Origin of the sequence: Mycoplasmopsis agalactiae (genome assembly GCF_000089865.1) — a bacterium.
Lineage (GTDB): Bacteria > Bacillota_I > Bacilli_A > Mycoplasmatales > Metamycoplasmataceae > Mycoplasmopsis > Mycoplasmopsis agalactiae_B.
The window spans coordinates 42,602-62,479 of record NC_013948.1; the positions used below are offsets into that span (position 1 = coordinate 42,602).

The 19,878-nt window shown below is 30.1% G+C and carries 13 protein-coding genes and 2 tRNA genes; 11 read left to right on the plus strand and 4 right to left on the minus strand.

The window, feature by feature from the left end; all coding sequences use genetic code 4:
- Positions 1-13: 13 nt before the first annotated feature.
- Positions 14-9,994 carry a PDxFFG protein gene (locus MAGA_RS00200; RefSeq protein WP_013021708.1) on the minus strand — a complete coding sequence of 3,327 codons (9,981 nt, stop codon included), beginning with the start codon at positions 9,992-9,994 and terminating at the stop codon, positions 14-16.
- A 458-nt stretch (positions 9,995-10,452) separates the two neighbouring features.
- Between MAGA_RS00200 and MAGA_RS00205 the strand changes: the two genes are divergently transcribed.
- The 11 genes from MAGA_RS00205 (at position 10,453) to MAGA_RS00250 (ending at position 16,933) form a co-directional block, all read left to right on the plus strand.
- Positions 10,453-11,694, plus strand: coding sequence for a class I tRNA ligase family protein (locus tag MAGA_RS00205; protein WP_013021709.1), 1,242 nt, complete (start codon positions 10,453-10,455; stop codon positions 11,692-11,694).
- A gap of 46 nt (positions 11,695-11,740) precedes the next feature.
- Positions 11,741-12,442 (plus strand): 23S rRNA (guanosine(2251)-2'-O)-methyltransferase RlmB, encoded by a 702-nt coding sequence (gene rlmB / locus MAGA_RS00210; RefSeq protein ID WP_013021710.1) that lies wholly within the window; start codon positions 11,741-11,743, stop codon positions 12,440-12,442.
- Positions 12,443-12,506: 64 nt separating this feature from the next.
- A complete protein-coding gene (locus MAGA_RS00215; RefSeq protein ID WP_226876328.1) occupies positions 12,507-13,022 on the plus strand; it encodes an RNA polymerase sigma factor in 516 nt (171 codons plus the stop codon).
- 45 nt (positions 13,023-13,067) lie between these two features.
- Positions 13,068-13,217, plus strand: coding sequence for a 50S ribosomal protein L33 (gene rpmG / locus MAGA_RS04415; protein ID WP_004024222.1), 150 nt, complete (start codon positions 13,068-13,070; stop codon positions 13,215-13,217).
- Positions 13,217-13,453, plus strand: a complete 237-nt coding sequence (gene secE, locus MAGA_RS00220; protein ID WP_013021712.1) for a preprotein translocase subunit SecE — start codon at positions 13,217-13,219, stop codon at positions 13,451-13,453. The genes rpmG and secE overlap by 1 nt, the downstream gene beginning before the upstream one ends.
- 5 nt (positions 13,454-13,458) lie before the next feature.
- The gene (gene nusG / locus MAGA_RS00225; protein ID WP_013021713.1) at positions 13,459-14,058 is read left to right on the plus strand and encodes a transcription termination/antitermination protein NusG; all 600 of its coding nucleotides are present in this window, start codon (positions 13,459-13,461) and stop codon (positions 14,056-14,058) included.
- Between the two features lie 132 nt (positions 14,059-14,190).
- The gene (locus tag MAGA_RS00230) at positions 14,191-15,225 is read left to right on the plus strand and encodes a YihY/virulence factor BrkB family protein (RefSeq protein WP_013021714.1); all 1,035 of its coding nucleotides are present in this window, start codon (positions 14,191-14,193) and stop codon (positions 15,223-15,225) included.
- 189 nt (positions 15,226-15,414) lie between these two features.
- On the plus strand, positions 15,415-16,137 hold the full coding sequence (gene pyrH / locus MAGA_RS00235) for a UMP kinase (protein WP_011949228.1): 723 nt from the start codon (positions 15,415-15,417) through the stop codon (positions 16,135-16,137).
- Positions 16,137-16,685, plus strand: coding sequence for a ribosome recycling factor (gene frr, locus MAGA_RS00240; RefSeq protein ID WP_011949229.1), 549 nt, complete (start codon positions 16,137-16,139; stop codon positions 16,683-16,685). The genes pyrH and frr overlap by 1 nt, the downstream gene beginning before the upstream one ends.
- Before the next feature lie 89 nt (positions 16,686-16,774).
- A tRNA-Cys gene (locus MAGA_RS00245) sits at positions 16,775-16,850 on the plus strand.
- Positions 16,851-16,856: 6 nt separating this feature from the next.
- Positions 16,857-16,933 (plus strand) — tRNA-Arg (locus MAGA_RS00250).
- An 18-nt stretch (positions 16,934-16,951) separates the two neighbouring features.
- Here MAGA_RS00250 and MAGA_RS04925 read toward each other — a convergent pair.
- The 3 genes from MAGA_RS04925 to MAGA_RS00265 form a co-directional block, all read right to left on the minus strand.
- Positions 16,952-18,340, minus strand: coding sequence for an MAG0480 family ComEC-like protein (locus MAGA_RS04925; protein ID WP_013021715.1), 1,389 nt, complete (start codon positions 18,338-18,340; stop codon positions 16,952-16,954).
- Positions 18,265-18,777 (minus strand): MAG0490 family ComEA-like DNA-binding protein, encoded by a 513-nt coding sequence (locus tag MAGA_RS00260; RefSeq protein WP_013021716.1) that lies wholly within the window; start codon positions 18,775-18,777, stop codon positions 18,265-18,267. The genes MAGA_RS04925 and MAGA_RS00260 overlap by 76 nt, the downstream gene beginning before the upstream one ends.
- Before the next feature lie 89 nt (positions 18,778-18,866).
- Positions 18,867-19,865, minus strand: a complete 999-nt coding sequence (locus MAGA_RS00265; protein ID WP_013021717.1) for an NAD(P)H-dependent glycerol-3-phosphate dehydrogenase — start codon at positions 19,863-19,865, stop codon at positions 18,867-18,869.
- Between the last annotated feature and the right edge of the window lie 13 nt (positions 19,866-19,878).

Genomic DNA, 19,878 nt, shown 5'->3' on the forward strand with positions numbered 1-19,878 from the left:
TTAGTCTCCTTTATTATTTAACCCCATTAAATTGGTCATAAACATATAATATATTTTCATAAACATTATTGCCGTTTTCATCTATTTTATAAGGCTTCTCGCCCTTAGCCATTCTTATTGAAGCTTGTGAGAATGTCTTACCGTTTTCAGCAATTGATTCCCATGATCCTAGGTCTGTATTTAGTATATCTTTAGTTCCTTGCTCATCACTAGAGAAGTAAACTGAATATGTATGTCCTGGCAATAATATGGCATTTCTATATTTAGACATAATGCCATAGTCACTTACTCAAGAAACAAATCCTTTACCCTTATGCTTGCCGTTAGAGTCACTGTAGTCATATTGTTCATCTGCCAGAGTATGACGGATTTTGCTTCTTTCTTCATCACTCTTAGCTTCATTGAATTTCTTTTCGTTTTCAATGTGTTGATTTTTGTAATAGAACATGTTGCTTGTGTTATCTTTGGTTAGTTTAAGAGTTTTAATTTCTCCAGTTTGTCTATCTTTAAAAGCTAGATAGTTTGCTTTGTCAGCAACATCGCTTGATAGATAACCAAACATTGCCACAGCATCCTTGCTTCCATCTCTTCAGATACCTGAAATGTTTCTCTTACCAACACCTTGTGACTGAATGTAGTATTGTCAGTAAGCTCTAGCCCTAGTATTAACTACTTTTCCTTCCAAGTCTTTAATTCTGATAGTGTCATCAACTATTTCAGCACCTTTATCATCATAAAGTTTAAAGTTTAAAAAGTCACGGTATCATCTGTCTTTAAATCAACCATTATTAATTGATTGAAACTCTCCAAAGTAACTGTTGTTGTAGTTTGAATCATCGCTAAGGTTTTTATCATCTGATAAAATTGCCTTTTTGTATCTTAGATTTAGTGCATTTGCTTTATGTTTTTCTTCATTATCAGCCAATCTTTCATAATCCAAGATTGCATTCGTAATTCCACCACGACCGCCCCTATCACTTAATTTAAGTGCTTTAGATTTTCACTTAGCAGTAGTAGTACCATCAACAACATATTCTAATCCTGTATTAGCTTCACTAATATTTGATAAGAATGAAGGAGTGTTGCCAAAGTCATGATTTGAAGGAGAGTATGTTATTTGCAAGTTATCACGGTTTATAACTTCAGCAAAGTTATATGTATAGTCAGAGAACAATTCATTAAATTTACGCTCAGTTTTGTTAATAAAGTAATTCTTAACATCATCAGATGGCCCTGTATGGAAGGCAGCGTTAGCTAATGATGTGAATATATTAACTAGCTCAAATTGTTGTAATGAAACATGCACAATTGTTTGGTCTGTGTAAAGTTGAATTTTGCTATCAAACACAAGGGAGTCGACTAAGTTTATGGCTTTTAAGTCAACACCAAAGTCTTTTGCGATACTTCCATAAGTTTTGATTGTGTCTTCAGCACCAATTTCTCATTTCTTTCTATCAGCGCCATTAATTTTAAACTCTTGTTTTTTAAACTCTCCATAGCCATGTTTTTGGTCAAAGATTCACATTGCATCTTTATTTTTATCTTTAAGCTTGTCAAATGTTAAAGCCGAGTTAAACATTGCAAATAGTGATGAGCTAAATCTTCTCATAATGTCATTAGCTCACATTTGGTTGGTAGAATCTTCATTAGCTTTTTTGTAGAATTCTCTGAAGACATTTTTCTCTTCTTCGGACATTTCTGTCATATTACCTAATTTGTCTATTATCTCTGTTTTATAGGCTTTTTTGAATTTTTCTATATCAATTTTAGACTTTACATAATCCAATGTTCAGTTAACTGTATCAGTAGTTTTATCATATTTAGCTTTAGTCAAGTCAACGTTAACAAAGTCTAACCATTTCTTGTAGTCTTCAAACTCAATAGAGCCATCTTTTATAACTTCAGAAGCAAATGAATTAAATAAACCAGTTAACACATTATGATCTAAACGTTTTAGACTTTCCGTGTAGTTCATTTTTAATTTAGTTACTTGTGTAAAGTCAGCTTGTGAAGTATCTGGGAATGTAACAATTTGACCTGAACTATTAAGCATATTTCAAACACCATTAGGGTTGGCGCTTGATGTTATGAAAGTTGGTGTGTATTTAGACAATCATTTAATGATTTTCTTAGAGTTAAACACTTGAAGATAGTCACTAGGGAGTGTTTGAGCAAAGAAAGGATCAGTAAATGCTGTTTCTAACTTAACGTTAGGCATATAGATTGTGTCTTTGTCAATTCACAACACTTGGCCAGCGCCACCATTTATGTTGTTGTTTAGTGAGTTACCTGAATTGAATAACGCGCTAAGAACATGGCCTAGTTTTATGTCAGTTGATGAAGTGCTTGTGCTTGCAGGGATGCCATTATTATTTCTGTTTATATAATGTATAGGATTTCCATAAATTAAGTTACTTGGAATTGATTTAGGGAAGTCGGCCGATGTGTTTTCTGAACCATCTTTGTTGTAGTATTTTATAAATGGTGTTTTGCCGTCTGTGCCTTTTTTATAGGTTCCCTGGTCAGGATCTCTATTAGTAAGATAGTTCTTGTAAATGTTAAAGAACATCTTAGTTACATCACTTGGCAATCCTGCACCAAATATATTCCTAGTTTCAGGATAATCAACAATAATTTTTGGGTCTAACGACAAACGAGTGTCAGAAGTGTCTCAACCATTAATATTAAACCTGTCAACTATTAATGACTTAATTGTTTTAACAATTGTATTTATTTTGTCATTAACAAATTTAACAGCATTCTTGTCATAATATAGACTCTTTGTGTCAGTTAAGTCAACATTTAAAGGAACACTAATTACAGGAGAGCCATCAGCATTATGCATTAGAACTTTAGTTATTAATTTATAGTTGCCTTCAGCATCTTTAATTCCTTCAACAACTTTAGGCTCAATTTGTTTTGAACCATTTTTAGTAACTTCTTCAAATTCAATTAAATTGCCCTTACCATCTTTGATTATGCCTTTAAGCATTGAAAGGCTAGCCTCTTTGAACTCATACTCGCCTTTATCATTCTTAACCATATATTTAACTTTGGCTGCATCTTTAAATGCGCTGTTAACAGTTGGGTTAAGCGTACCTGAGTAGTAGTCAATAGCATTAATAACTCACATATCAAAAGGACTTAATCATTTTTCATCACCATTTGCTGTTAAGCCATTTTGCTCTCTTCTATTTTTAACAGCTTCTAGCATTCCAGCAAAGTCTTGCAAGAAACGTCTGTTCTTGTTTGATAGGGCTTTTCATAAATCTCTGTCTTCTAAACCAACACCCCAAATGTCTGATTCTTTTTCCAGTGATTTAATTGCATCTTCAGTCTTATCTTCAAAAGTTATCTTGCCATCTTTGCCCTTCTTAGCAAAACGGAATTCAGCATATTCACCATAGTCTTTTAAAGCGCCAAACTCATCTAATAGACGTTTTGTGCCTAATTCAACATGAGTACGTGCTTTTAAGTATAGCTCAACAGCATCCTTGCTGTAGTAGTTGTTAATATTAGGAGTTGAATTTGGTGTAAGAGCACTAACAAATATTGGATCACTACCTTTATTACTTAAATCATGTGCACCATTTAAGGTTATATGGTGGCCATATTCATGAGCTCCAACAAATTTAAGAAAGTCAGTTGATATACCTTTAAAGTTTGGATCAGACATTTTTAAAATAGCTCACAATCCAACACGGCTGTTTTTGGTAAAACCTAAATATTTACCATTTTCTAGTGAGTATTCCATAACCCCATCAGAGTTAATTGACTTTTTAATATGTAAGCCATCTAATCATTCACCAGCATAAGGCACTTCTTTTAAAAGCTCGTCTGTTAATCCTTCATATGCATCAGCAAAAACATCATATGATCTTTCAGATTTGCCTGTTTCAGGGTTGTTAACTTCATTTTCTTCTTTTATAACTGAAGGAGCAACCATTTTCTTGTAGCCTAATACTGAGAAAAATTCATTCATATTTTTAAGAACACTTTTATTAGCATTAGCATCTACTGAAAACTTAACAAATTTGCTTCCAAATTTAGTTTGTGAACCAAAAGGATTTTCAGAATCAACATTTTTGATAGTTACTTCAAGCACACTTCCTTTTTTGTTAATATCAGAAATGTCAGCTTTGAATATTAATTTATCAATTTCCTCTTTTGTAGCATTAGGTTTAAGAATATTTTTCTTAGTTAGTATGTCAATAAGCTCAATTTTTGACTTAGCCACAATAACATCGTCTTCATTAGTTATTTGTCTTGCTTGAACATTTTTATCTAGTTCTCTAGCTTCTTTTAGCAATTGAGTTTTTCTAATGTTTTCAACAATTTTAGCTGAATGAGCTAATGAGTGATTGTATGCTTTATATAATTTATGGTCTCTTAAAGCAGGAGCAATTAAGGTATCAAAGTATTCACCCAAGCTGCCTAGATATTCACCAAATTCTTCAACACTTTTATCAATGTGTTTTTCAACTTCAGTCATCCTTTTAACAAATGAGTTGAATAGAACTTCTGGATTTATAGCACTTGTGCCCGCTTTTGGAGTTAGCTGCGGAAGATCTTTAAATTTATCAAGTTCGGCCTTTATTTTGTCTAAGTTTTCAGCCGTTAAAGCCTGTAAATAAGCTTTTTTGGTATTTTCATCTAAATCTTTTTTGTTGCTAATATAACTAGTAAGTTTTTCTAATTTGGTACTATCAGATTTAAGCAACTCAATAAATGGTGTAGTAAATCATGATGTTTGGAATTTCGAAATATTAGCATTTGTTCTTGTTTCCCAACCTTCATTATTTAGAAAACCTAATATCAGTGTTTTGTAAGCTGATAGATCCTTAACAATTTCTTCTAGTCTTTTTGATAAATTATTAAACTCAGCCACATAGTTAGCTAGTTCACTATTTTGCGATGTTTCGATATTAAATTTTTTATTGAATTCTGAAACTATATTTGAAAGTGCAGACAAGCCAGAAACAACATTTGAGTTGTCATAGTCATCTTTACCAATTTGTTTGTAAATTGATTCAACTTCAGCATTGAAATGTTTTAGAAGTTCATTAGAAAATTTATCTTTTTGAGATTTATGTTTTTGGTTTTCACTAAGTATTTTAGAAACTAAATTAGTTGCTTTTTTCTGCAACTCAGCAACAAATTTTTTAAATGTTTCAATTGTTGAAACTTCAACACCATTAACGTTAGAATATAGGGCATTTAGGAAATTATCAAGTTCAGAATTTATTTGATTTCTTGTGCCGCTGCTGCCTGGAAGAGGTAAGCTTCTTAATCTGCTTACCCTATCTCTAACAGATCCGCCACCATTAGATGCCCTTTCAAATTTCTTTAAAAACTCAGGAACTTTCTTGTTGCCTTCAGATTCATTTTCCTCGCCAGCTTTTGAAGCTTTAAGTTCTCTAAAAAGAAGTTTGTATTGTTCAACAATTATGTTTTCCTTGAAAGTTTTTATAAAGGTTTCTGCTTCTTTTTCATATGCGCCTGTTATGGTTTCATTAAATGTTTTTAGATTCTTGCCTAGCTCTGAAGAATTTTCTGATGCTTCAATTTTCTTCATTTCACTAGCAAGTGTAGAATTAGATTTTTTAAAATCATTTAAGTATGAGGCAGCTCTTGCTACAACTTCATCATGCATAATATCTTTAGCTAAAGCATTTGTAAAGCTTGATAAATCTTTTTTAAATGTCGCAACATTTGCTTTTTCACTTTTTGCTTTAGATTCAAATATTGAAAGAAGATCATCTTTTAGTGACAATGAACCAAGCAATGATGCTTCAATTTTGCTTGAATCTTCTTCAAACTTTTTGTAAAGATTGTTGTAGAAGTTAGCATAATCGGGATGCTCTTTGTCTCTCTTTAATTCCATAAGGTACTTATTGCCTTGTTCTAATAAGTCCTTATCTGCTCTTAGTCCATCAAGTTCTGTCTTGTAAGTTAGGTATGACTCATATGCTTCAAAGTAAGCCTTAGCCTCGTTATGAACCATTGGTCTAATTTTGGTTCTTATTTCTGAATTTATCTCGCTTAAAACCTTTTTAAGTCTATTAAGTTCTTTAAATAAGTTAGTTTCCAATGCAGAATCTTTATCATTTAAGAACACGCTTAATTCAGCTTCAAGCTTGTTGAATGGAATTAATAAATGCAAGGCAGGGAGAGTGTTTGAATCAATTTTTTTCTTAATATCATTTAATTCATTAAAGCCTGTTTTATGCCAGTTTTTGAAAAATTTGAGTTGTTCTAATTGCTCAGCAACAACAACTGATTCAGCAAAAAGTTTATCTATTTCTTGATTTAGTTTAGTAATTTTTGCAGCACTTTCAGATTTGCCACTTAGTGAAGCTTTCTCGGATTTTTTACTCTTTAAAGAATCCTCAATCTTTTTCAAGTCATCAACATATTTTTTCTTAAGTTGGTCGTAAACTGACTGCGATTTATCACTGGCTTTTTCAAAAAATTCTTTAATTATAGCAAGCACGCGGTCAGCATATGATTTTAAAGTATCTGTTAATGTTTTAGAATCATCAAGTTTGTGATTTTTAAGCACTTCTAACAATGCACTTTTTGCAGTTTTCTCTCATTTGGTTTTAAATGCTGTCTCTCTAATTTGTCTTTTATTAATAGTTGTTTGAGTCTCTTTTAACTTTTTCCCAATAGCAGCTTCATCACCATGTTTTAGTAATGAATATCAGCCAGCATAATCTTCATTACTTAGTGTCTTAGCAATTTGCTTCTTGTTTTCTTCAACTAAATTAATGTACTCTTCAACTTTTTTATTCAAGTTAGCTGATGAGTTATTAAATGAGCTAATTAGCTTTTTATATGCATTTGCTAATTCACTGTTTTCTTTAACACTTTGTGAGCTTAAAAATCTTAATTGGTAGTCTGATAATTGCATCAAGAAGGTTGAGTTATATCTTTTTGCAATATTTTTCTTATACTCAGCAATATCTTTTTTAAGTTCATTAACTAAGTTGATTGCTTTCTGGAAATCAATTTTAGCATTTATAACTCTAGCAATTTTGTTTTTAATGTGGTCATCATTTTCGTCAATTTTATCTCTAAGATCTCTGATCTTTTTGCCTAGTTCTATTTCTTTTAATTTATCATCATCAGTTGACTTGCCTGAATTAATTTTTTCAATTAATTTTGAGCTTTCTGCAAAAAGTTTAGTTAGCTCAGTGAACTCTGCTTGGCTATGTTTTTTGATAAAACCATTAATTGTTTTGCCTTCTTCATCATTAGTGCCATTTTCATCACCTAAAGCTTTTGTTAAGTATTCTAAAACTACATCAGCATTAGAACTTCAAAACTCATCAAAATTCTTTTTGTTGGCTTTAGGATCTAGAACTTCTGAATATAGCAATGAAAATTCGTCAGGGAACAAGTCTTTGTTTTCAAAATAAGGCGCAACTAGTTTTTTAACCGCCTCAACTTTATTGTCAAATTTAGCTATCTCAGCATCTACCTTTGCTAAATCTTCTTTAACAGATTCACGCTTGTCAGAAATTTTGGAATAATCAAAATCGGCGCCCAAGTGTGCATTTTTCTTGCTTAATTCATCTTTTTGGTCATTAACAAACTTAGAGTAAGCAAAAAATTCTGTTGCACCATCAGGCAAAATATTTTTTCTGTCTTTAACGAATTCATCCAAGTTGTAAAAATCTCTTCAATTTAGTTTTGCTTTAGTATTAGCATCAACTAATGTTTCTATAGAAATTAGCTCATTAGGTAAATAAGCCACATCTACTGCAAAATAGTCTTTTTCGACAAATTGCTCTGTTGGGTTTGCTCCAGTAACTAATCTGTTTAATTGTTGATTAGTTTCAAAAACAGTTTTATCAACTTGCTTTAAAAGCTTAACTTTTTCATCAGAGTTTTTAGATGAAAATGATTCTGCTTGCAATTTATCAATGCTTGGATCATTAGTAAATGAATCATACATTGCAACAAGTGCATTTAATGTTTCAATTTCATCTGTTTTAATGCCAAATTGAGAAGATAATTTACTTGTAAGCTCAATTATTTTTCCAGATTTTTTGACTGTATCTAATAAAGCTGAAGCTTTATCCTTGTTTTTAGTTATTACTTTGGTTAAAGCATCAACCAGCTTTTGCTGATTGTCATTGTGATTGCCATTTGAACCGGTGCCATTAATACCCTTTAGCTCATTCAATAAACTATTGTCATCTTCATTTAACTGATGAGCATTTTTTACTGTAAATTCAATTCTTCTTAGTTCTTGTTCTAAAGTGTGCTTTAGCTTAGCATCTGATTTTGCCTTGCTTATAGCCTCTTTGAACTGTGTGGCCTGGCCTTCAAGAGATTTAATAAAATTTTCTCTCTCTTTGATTCTAGCTTCACGAGTTTTTTTGAAAATTTCAATGTTGATCACAGTTTCAGCAGCTTTTTTATCAGCATTTGCTTTTGTTTTTTGAGCTTCTAAATCTTTCTTTTTAGTTTCGTCACTATTTGCTTTTTTAATTTCTTCTTCAAGTTTTTTTATTAATTTATCAGCATCCTCAAAAGCTTTTCTTGCCCCCGCATAGTTACGTAAGTCAGCCTCCATATTTTCTATGGTTTGTCTTAAAGTTAGTCACTCTCTATAAAGCCCATTTAATACACTAAATTGCGGTAGTGATTTTTTAAGAACTTCTTCAGAAAATTTATTTGACTCAAATCTAGCTCTAATTTGTTCAATGAAACGAGAAGTTAAATCTTCAATTAAATTTTTAGCATCTTTTAAAGCTTTATCAAATTGCACATATTTGCCTAAAGTTTTAAATGATTTTTGACCATTTTGCTCTTGTGTTGCATTTAAAATTTCGCCAAAAGCACTGTGGATTGTGTATGATGAACCATCTTCAAAATGAATAAGTAATTGCTTGTCAACTATTTCATTTGTATTGTTGTATTCATTTACTTTAATTTCTGCATTTGCAATAACTTTTTCTTCAAAGTTAACATTTTCAGCACTAAAACCATCTAAAAGTTTTAGTGAATCTTTATCTTTGTATTCTTTTAGCTTGCTTGCAAATTTTTCTTTAGCCTCAGCCAAATTATTAGCTGCTACAACTAATAAATAAGGTGATTTTTGAACCAATCTGTTTTTTTCAACAGCTGAATAAGTAGTTTTTAAAACTTCTTTTTCTCATTCTGGACGTCTTAGCGCAAAAACTTTTTGATTTTTTAGATATCTAACATTTGTAATTCCTCTAAAGAATTGCTCATTGATAGTTTTGTTTGAAATATTAGCAAGTGCATTATACTTGCCAATGTTTTCTAAAAACTTTCTTAATTCAGGTTCATTTAACACACTTTTGTTTAGTTTGTAAGTTAGTGAATCTTGAGCATTACCTCTACCACTTAGGCTAGAGTAAATTGGAAGTGTGCCAAAAAATGCATCAGGGAAAAACTTGATGGTTGTGTATTCTTTGTTTTTGTTTGAGTGTGAACCTAAAGTTATGCTGTTTCCAGCCATTTCAACACCTTTGACAATTGAAAATGACTTAAGAGTGATAATTTCAGGGCCTCAAGACACATTTTTCATGAATCATTCAGTGAATTTGTAAAACTCTAGTGGGCTAACAGCTTCAATGTATTGGTTATAAAAGTTGAATGAACCATATTTTATGTTCAAATATGGCAAAGCGTGGTGCTTTGCGTAATATTTGTCCAAGTACTCAGTTGAACTTAATTTAGTTTTGCCATCAGTTACAACTTCAGTGAGCGGATCATAGTGTACTTTGTGCTTATTATTGTGTACTTCTAAAAAATATGATTCAGGCTTAGCATTTCTGTCTATAAAAATATTTTTTAATTCAGCTTCATCAGTAAAGTTTTTTCTTCCTAACTTTTCATTTGAAGTTTTTGAATAACCATACATTGCGCCAAGTGTTATTGCTGTTATTCCAGCTAAAACACCACCAGAGATTGCATATTTATGTCACACATGTTTCTTAAGATTAATTTTAGGCATAAGCCTCCATATTAGGCTAATTTATAGCGTTATTAGTATCTAAATTATTTAAAAAAGTTTCAGTGTTATGAACTAAGAGTTTGAAAGTTAATAAAAAACAAAATAAAGAAGGATTTTGCCCTACTTTATTTCGCTACTGATAAATTAACAAAACAATAAATATTAATTTTGAAAATACCTAATAAATTAGAGCCAAATTAAAACATCATTAAGAAAATATTCTTAATGTTCATAATTGTGCTCTTTCGATTATATAGGTTGTGAAAATTCATAACATATTTATTTTAAATAAAAAATTAAAAATGTTAACAAAATTTTAAAATTAATTTATAGTTATAAGTTTTATATTTTAATACAAGCAAAATTTATAAAGCTAAGCGCATAAATTGTTCTACTAAAAAACAAATATTAAAAAGCTGTAAATAATCAATAATTGCTTACTATAATATAATTTTGTTATGTTAAAAATTTATGTTTGTGGGCCGACAGTTTATAATGAGCCTCATATAGGAAATCTAAGGCCAATTATTACTTTTGACTTTATGCTTAAGGCTTATAGGGAATTGAACAAGGAATTTAAATTTGTTCACAACATTACTGATGTTGATGACAAAATCATTAATAAAGCAATTCAGATGGACGTTAAAGAAAGTGAAGTTGCTTCGTTTTATTTTAAAAGCTATCAAAGATTATTAAGAATGCTTAATGTGAATACAATTAGCAAAATTGAAAAAGTAACTAAAAATATAAATGTCATCAATAAATATGTTGAAAAACTATATCAGACTGAAAATGCATACAAAGATGCAAATGGTAATGTTTGATTTGATGTTTTAAAAAATAAAAGTAACTATGGACTAGTTTCTAATCAAAATATTGACAATATGGTTTTTGACGAAAACAGCTTGCTTAAAAGGTTTAAAGGCGATTTTGCTCTTTGAAAATCTACAGCAGTAGGCATTAAATTTAGATCTAGTTTTGGTATGGGCAGACCTGGTTGACACACTGAATGTAGTGCACTTATTGACAAGCATTTTGGAAGCGATGGTGTTGATATCCATGGTGGCGGAATGGATTTAACATTTCCACACCATGAAAATGAAAATATTCAACATTATGCCTTATATCAAAAGCAATTAGCTAAAGAGTGAATTCGTTGTGGGCAGCTTAATCTTGATGGCGAAAAAATGTCTAAATCAGTAGGCAACGTTATACTTGCAGAAGATTTTATAAATAAATATGGAGCAGCAATTTTAAAGTTGATATTTTTCAATGCTAAAGTTAGTGCAAGCATTAATATAACTAGTGAGCTTATTGAAAACATGAAAGCTATAGAAAATAAGTATAAAAAAGTGTTATTTAAAATTTTTGTAAATTACAAAAATGAAATTCTTAACAAAGAAAACTACAGTAAATCAGAATTTGTTACTAAAGGCTTAGAAGCAGTTTCACAGCTTGAGTTTTCTGACTTTAACTTTATGCTAAATAATGAAATTAAGAAATTTAATAAAGAACCATCATTAGAGAGGGCAAAAGATTTATTTTTCTTACTTTCACTTTTCCACAAAGAATTAACAAACATAAGCTTTTATAATAGATATTTAGAGATATATGACCAATGACGCTATTTTATAGGCATAAAAGACTATAAAAAAGCCGATAAATTAAGAGAAAAATTAATTAAAAATAGCTTAATTTAGCACTTATCAACACTAAACTAATTTATTAAAAATTGAGGGTATCTTTATGAAAAAATTATATATGTGTGGCAAAAACTCAGTTATAGACGCAATTAAGGCCAAATTGCCAATTGAAGCTGTTTATGTTCTAAGTAAATCACACGCTGATAAACTTAAGGAGTTTTCAAATATAAAAATAGTAGTCAAAGATGCTTCATTTTTTAAAGAATATAACTCAGAAAATCATCAAGGATACTTGCTGTTTTTAAAAGATTTTAATTACTATGAAATAGATGTCATTAAAAAAGATAATCCTAAAAATGTATTAATTTTAGACCATATACATGATCCACACAATTTTGGAGCAATCATAAGAACAGCAAATGCAGCAGGAATCAAACATATTATTATTCCTAAAGATAGATCTACTGATGTTACTTCAACAGTCTTAAAAGTAAGTTCAGGCGGGTTTGTAGGAGTCAAAATCATTAAAGTTAGCAACATTGCCTCAAGCATTGAAAAGCTTAAAAAATGAGGTTTTTGAATTTACTCTTCATTATTAGATGAAAATGCAGTGCCTTATAACAAAGTTCAATATACAGGCAATTGCGCACTAGTAGTTGGTAATGAAGAAAAAGGCGTTTCTAAACCAGTAGTTAATGCAACGGATGTCAAAGTTTATATTCCACAATTTGGTACTGTTCAGTCAATGAATGTATCTGTGGCTACAGGAATTTTATTATTTGAATTAGTTAATAGAAGTGAATAAAAGTATTTTTACGTTTAAAAAACACTTAGCAAATAATAATCAATTGGAGCAAATATTGCCCAATATGTCTAATTTAGAGATAATTATGGCAATTAATCATTGCCTAAAACAAGAAATTTATAATGCAATTAACAAAGCTATTTTTTCATATAGAAAAGTGCCAATCACTGCTGATGATATTTACAATGAATTTTTATACGAATGCCCTAATATTTTACGCAAGTATAAATACCAAAGTGATTCTAATTTTTATGCTTATGTTAATCAAGTTGTCAAAAATTTTTGTTTAAACAAACTAAATTTTTGACTACGCAGAAAACGCTCTATTGATTTAAACATGTCATCAATTGATGAAATGATTTATATTACTGATGATTCTGCAGAGAATGAAGTCTATCAAAAGGCTGATGAAGAAGACTTTAAAAGGCTGTTTTATAGGTATTTTAGTAAAAATGATGTTCATAATATTCAGCTGCTTTTGTCTAAAAAATGATCGCCGCATTCAACATATAAATTGAATCTTTTTAAAGAGGCTATTGTTAGAAAAATAATAACTTTTTATTCTGCCTGAGTCTCATAGAATTTAAAAGCTTAAAATTTTAAGATTTTATATATAATTAAAACTATGCTTAGAAAAAAAGTAACACTAAGTTGTGAAGAATGCCACAGCATGAATTATTCCACCAATAAAAGCCTGATGTCTGTTGATAGAATTACAGTTAAAAAGTTTTGTAGAAAATGTAATAAGCACACAATGCACAAGGAAGAAAAATAATGGTTAAGAAAAATAAAATTGAAGCAGAAACAAAAGAAGCAAAAAAGAAAAAGTTTTTGGTGCGTAAATTTGTTAAAGAATTAAAAAGAGTTAGATGGCCGTCATCTAAAAAGAGTTGAGCAGCTTTTGTGCAAGTTATTGTTTTCTCGATGATATTTACTTTAATTGTTGTTGGCTTTGTTACTTTAATTACTTTTATTTTCACAAAATCAGGAATTAAAACAGGAGGCGTTTAGTACTTATGCAACGTTTTATGTGATATATGATTAGTACGGTTTCAGGTAAAGAGGATAAGGTTGTTGAGTCTTTAAAAAACCGTATTGTTAGTGAACAAGTCGAAGAGTGTTTTAATCAAAATGCTACTGAAGAAGGTGCATTTAAAATTTTCAAAAAACCTGTTTTAACTGCAAAAGAAGCTGAGAAAAAAGCGCTTGGTGAGCCATATAAAGTTAAGATGAGCAACATGTATGGTGGATACATTTTCATTAACATGGATATGACTGATAAAGCTTGATTTGTTGTGCGTAACACACAATATGTGACAGGGCTTATTGGTTCTGCTGGAAAAGGAACTAAACCAACTCCAGTTACTAAAAAGGAAATTGATTTAGCTTTTGAAAAAGAAAAGCAATTAATTGAAGACTTTAATTCAGGCAAAATTATTGACAAATTTACTGTTGGTGAAATAGTAGAAATTATTGATGGGCCATTTAAAGGCACACTTGGTAAAGTGTTAGAAGCAAATGAATCTATTCATAAAGTTACTGTTGAAGTTGAACACTTTGGCAAAAAAGTTCCAACAGACTTTGACTATTCTGTAGTTGAAAGCAAAGAAAGATAATTAAGATCAAATAGAAGGCAACTTCTATTTTTTTATATCCTTAATTTAACTTTTAATAATACAGCCCCTTAATAAAAGCATTCATAGTAAAAATGCTGCTAAAGCAAGTATAATTTTGAATAAGGTAGCATAATGAATTTATATACGAATAAAAATGTTAAGAAAATGAACAGAACATATAATAAGATGCTAAAAAAATCGTTATTTAGCAAAAATATTTTGTCTGTTAAAAAAACTAAAACATCGCTTTTGGAAATTGTGATTAAGTTTTTTATCAAAATAATTATGCTAATTGCTGTGCCTATAAGACTAAAAAAGAATAAAAACAAATTAAGCGAGCTTGTTGGTAGAGTTTACAAAAGATTTACTAGCAGGGAATTTGTTTTTATTCCTGTATCATTTGCATTCTATTCATTAGTATCATTTATACCTATAATAATGAGTGTTAGTGTTGCTATATCATTAATTCCTGGTGATTTTAGTAGCTTATTTAATGATGAAATTCTTAGAAGAATAATTCCTGGACTAGAATCATTTATAAATTCAATACCGCAGACTTGAAATGCTAAAACATACATTTTGATAATTACTTTATTTTTAGCTTCTTTGATTATTTCATCTAGTGGCTTTGGGAAGTTTACCTATAGCATAAATTATATTTATAAACATGAAACAACGGGTAATTACTTTTTTAATAGACTTAAAGGATTTTTAATTGTTGTTTGCATTGCACTTTATATTTTTATATCTTCATTACTATACTTATCAGTTTACAAACTGTTTGGAGTACATAAAGCCAGCGACCTAGGCAGAAGTATTTACTTTTACATTGTTTTTTCACTTTACTTAATGCTCAATTTATATGTAGGACTATCATTATTGTTTAAAGTCAGTCCAGCATTTAAAGTGCCATGATCATCATTACTTCCTGGAGTGCTTATTGCCTCATTACCCACTATGGTTTTTATAACGATATTTGGATATCTTACATCACTAATTGACTACTATAAATTTGGCATATTTGGGATTTTTATGTATATTGCTTTGCTTGTTTCGACAATGTCTTATTTTATGTATTTAGGCATAATAACAAATGCAGCTTTTTATAAAACATTTTATTCAAGATATACAGTTGCCAAAAAGATATGATTTAGAAAGTTTTATTAGAGTGTTTTTTATTTGCCTATAAAACAGGCATTTTGGCTAAATCATCATTTGAAAAATATTGTTGCTATGATCATTTTTTGACCACTTAAGCATCTGGTTTGCCTTAGTTTTTGACAAAATCGCATTTTTAATTTATAATTTAATAAATTTTTATTTAGATATTAAATAATAAATGTATTGGGCGGATAGATGGATAATAAGTACAAAAGAATATTAATTAAACTTTCAGGTGAAGGGTTAGTTAATAAGGAAAAAAGCTTAGCAATCGACTATGATTTAGTTGGCGATATTGCACGCCAATTAAAACAAATTTCAGACAGAGGAATTCAAATAAGTATTGTTATTGGTGGCGGCAATTTCTTCAGAGGGGCAAGTGCTGAAAAAAATGGCATTCCTAGAAACAGGGCAGATTATATTGGAATGTTGGCCACAATAATGAATGGTTTAGCGTTAAAAAGTGGATTCGAAAGAATTGGCTTAAAAACTCGTATTCAGTCATCTTTAGTTGTTGACCAAAAAGTTGCTGAAAACTATGTTAATGAAAAAACAATTAAATATTTAGAAGAAGGTGAAGTTGTTATCTTTGTTGGTGGAACGGGAAGACCATATTTCACAACAGATACAGCAGCAACCTTATTTGCCTCTGAAATAGGCGCAGAAGTCATTTTGATGGGCAAAAATGGTGTTTCTGGCATTTATGATTCAGATCCAAAAGCTAATAAAGATGCTAAGAAATTTGGAAAAATTTCTTATGATGAAATTTTGGATAAAAAGCTACAAGTTATGGACTTAACAGCTACAAGCATGGCAAGGGATAATAAAATCAACTTAATTATTTTTAACATCAATGAGCCAAATGCTATTTTAAGAGCTATTGATGGAGATATAGATCACACCGAGGTAATAAGCTAATGGATGAATTATTTATTTTACAATTAGAAGAAGAAATTGATAAAGCCATAAACCACTTAGTTTTTGAACTTTCAAAAACTTCAACAGGAAGAGCTAATCCACAATTAATTAGAGGCATAAAAATTAATTACTATGACACACTAACACCAATTGAAGAGTTATCAAACATTAGTGTTCCTGAAGCTCAACAGTTACTAATTAAGCCTTTTGATGCAACAACTGTTAGAGATATAATAAAAGCTATTACAAGTGCTCAGTTAGGTATTAATCCTGTTGATGAAGGAAGCCAAATTCGTATCAAATTTCCGCCTCTAACAACTGAAAGAAAAAGAGAATTAGTTAAATCATTATCAAAACATTCTGAAACCGCAAAAGTTGCTATTAGAAACGCCCGTCAAAATGCAAATAAAGTAATAAAAGCTAACGAAGAAATTTCTGAAGATATGCAAAAAAGATACTTAGCAGACGTGCAAAAAATTGTTGACAAGAACATTGAACACGTTGATGAACTAGTATCTAAAAAAGAAAAAGAAATAATGACAGTTTAATTTAATCGATCTCTATTTTATAAATATGCTTTTTATATAAAGCTATTAATATATAATACATTACACAGCAATTAGAGATCGGTCATTGTGGCACCATAGCCAAAAGGCCAAGGCACGAGTCTGCAAAACTCCGATTTACCGGTTCGAGTCCGGTTGGTGCCTCCATATTATGCGCCCATAGCTCAACTGGACAGAGTGTTTGGCTACGGACCAAAAGGTTAGGGGTTCGACTCCTCTTGGGCGCGCCATATAACATTGTTATCAAATTAGGCAAGTTGCCTAATTTTTTTATTATTTATAACTACACTAATGACAGATAGCACTATAAATCAGGTAAATACATTAATTGACACTAATAGTCAGGATGAGTATGCTTTAACTGTTAATGTGAGTGAAAAATTTATCAAGATGTTCAATAATTCATCCAAAACATAGTACATAAAGTTCATAAACTCTACGCTCCAAAAGAAAATTATTGACATCAAATAGTATATTTCAAATATTGGAACTAGAATAATGCTAAAGAGAAAAGAAAGAAGATTTAAAGAAGAATTTATTTTAGCTATTATCGGCAGATTGAACAAATATATCAGTGCAAAAATAATTAGAGCTTTTAAAATTTTTCATTTTATATTTATTAAATTGTTTAGTGTAAGCAGAATAAATGAACAACAAAAGGAAAAAATAAAAGAAAGTGAAAATACAAGATCAAAATTTAAGCTAAATACAACAACTAGTGCTATAAATCAGCCATCATAATATTTAAAGCTATAATTACCAATATTTTTTTGATGTTTGACAAACAGCATTATTAAACTTCTTATTGCTGAAACAAATGAATTAAGCAAAGTAACATAGCAAAATAAAATTGTAATTACAAAGTATAGTGATGCTTTATTTTTTCTGAATATCTTGTTTGCTAAAAGTGCTATAAAATAGAATAATAGGTCAAAGTGTAATCCTGAGATAACTAATAAATGTGAAACATTTATAAGTCTAGCCTTTGTATTAGCAATTTGCGAATCGCCTATTCCAAAAACCATTTTACTTCAGTATCTAGAAAAATAAATTTTGTCGGCACCATATGCATTTAATAATTGATTAAGACTCCGGGTCTGATATGACGCTTTTTTAATCACTGGATTATTTACAACATATTTTATTGAGTTAGATAACATGAAAGTTTTATCAAACTTTATATAGGATAAATTTTTACTTAAATTCCCCTTGACTTCAACTAGCGAACCTTGAATAATTTTTGATTCTGATGTTAGGTTACTACCTAAGACTAAAACATTGTGCTTTGAATTGCTAATTATAAAATAATTATCACTGGACTTAATTATTGTCCCTTGAACAACATATAATCCATCATCCAGCAGATGCTTAAATGCTGTTGGTATCAAAGCGCATAGATAAAAGACAATAGCTAGCAATGCAGTACCTAAGCACTTCCAGTTTTTAAAATTAATGTACACTGCTAGCATCACATATGCCACAATCCACACATACCTAGTTTCAGTACTAAAAATAGACAAGTGAATAAATATAGGCAAAATAAATGCCAATAAATTTAGGCTTACAAGACTAAAACTCTCTTTAGTTTTGAAAAAGTTTTTTCTCCAATGCCTCTTAGAGATTGAATATCGTCTCATTTGATTTTTGATTTCTTTCTCCTTAACTGAACTAGTTGCTTTGATACATTTACAGAAATTCCTAATTTTCTTAGTTGTTGTTCGTCATTTAATTCCAGTCAATGTATTTGCTTATTAACATCATTATCAAAATTGTTTTTTAAAGATGGAATAAAGATTTTTACATTATTTTTGTACTCCTTGTTCATGTCAATATTTGAAAGATCTGCATTATTTTCCTTTACAACATTTAGAATTTCTCTTAATTTAACCCCCTTTTTAAAATAATGCTTTCCTTTAAATAAAACTGCGCCAGATACATCGATTGCTACAACATCGCTATCACTTGGCGAAATTTTAGAAAATGAGGTACGATTTGATTCAAAAGCAATTGCTATTGTAGAAGCAGCAACAGCAACCAAAACTAAAGAACCAATAACAAACCTTTTAATTTTCATTTCATCATATTAGTTTTATGTAAGATAAAAAAAATAAAAAGTGTAAAAATAAAGGAAAAACGAGCAGTTTTTCCCTTAAAAGTTCACAATTAATTATATTCCTCAATGAAATCAGTTAATTTCTTAACATCTTTGTTGTGATATAAAACATCAATAATAGATCTTAAAAATGGTGCACTAATTGACTTATTATCATTTAAAATATCTTCTAATATTTTGGCATTGTGGTAGCCTTCAACTGTTTTAGTATTTTCTTCTAGCACTGTTTTAAGGCCTTTTTGGGCAATTTGTGTTCCAAAAAGAAAGTTTCTGCTTTTCATGCTAGAGCAAGTTAAGAATATGTCACCAATTGCTGAAAGCTCTAATGGCAAGTTATTATCAGTAGAGTTAAATAAGGCTTTATAAATTTGGTAAATTTCTTTTGCGCCTGTAGCTAATAAAGCAGATTCAGTATTTTTGTAAGGAAACATGTGTGTTATTGCACCAATCCCTATTGCAAGAACATTTTTAAGAGCAGCAAATAATTCACTTCCTTTTTCATTAGGATTAATTATCAATCTAAAATACTTATTATTAAATGTTTTTGACACTTCAAGCAAGAAGCCTAGATTTGGCCCAACAATGTTTATCATTGTTAGTGCATTTTCAAATACTTCAGTAGCAAAAGAAGGCCCGAGTATTGAGCAATAGTGTTCAATATTGTCTGAAAATTTTTCAACTAGCACATCAGAAAAGAATTTTTTAGTCTTTGAATCTATGCCTTTAGCAACGTTAACTATCTTAATTTTACGTGTTCCTAGAATATTTCTGATTTGACCAAGAACACTATCAATAGCCCCTGACGGTACAGCCAGTATCATTAAATCAAGCTCGTTTAATGCATCTTCTAAATTGTTAGTTGCATGAACATTATTAGGATTATTGAACTTTTTATCACCAAAATACTTAGAATTAATGCCATTGTTAATGTCATTAATTTCTTTGTTATCAATACCTCACATTATAATTTTGTGGTTGTTATAAGATAATACATTTGCTAATCCGCTAGCTCACGCCCCAGTGCCTATTATAGTAACTTTTTTAGACATAATTTTCTCCTCG